General features: G+C 42.9%; 1 pseudogene. It reads right to left on the reverse strand.

Annotation, left to right across the window (positions count from 1 at the left end):
• Window positions 1–58 precede the first annotated feature (58 nt).
• Window positions 59–287, reverse strand: a pseudogene (locus tag NE473_RS32175) (hypothetical protein); the annotation flags it as partial.

Genomic DNA, 287 nt, shown 5'->3' on the forward strand with positions numbered 1-287 from the left:
TTGTCTTTTGGATATGCTGTTTTTATCCGATCTGCAAATACGGCAAATTCCTTTGTGTTCATTCCTCTCCTCCTCTTGACATCGCCCAGTTATACATCATTTCCCGGCTCTCGTTTTGCTTGTCCTGCTGTTTCCCTACAGGGCTGTATGATGGCTCTGGCCTGTTACTGTAATTGCCGTCAAGCACCTTAGCCATATTACCGTCACTGATAAGCCAGTCAAATGTCGCTGACCAGTTTTTATTATTTTTGCCTTTTAAAAATTCACTCTGCTCTGCAAGTTCAAAG

Source organism: Hungatella sp. SL.1.14 (genome assembly GCF_024460495.1).
Classification (GTDB): Bacteria; Bacillota; Clostridia; order Lachnospirales; family Lachnospiraceae; genus Hungatella; species Hungatella hathewayi.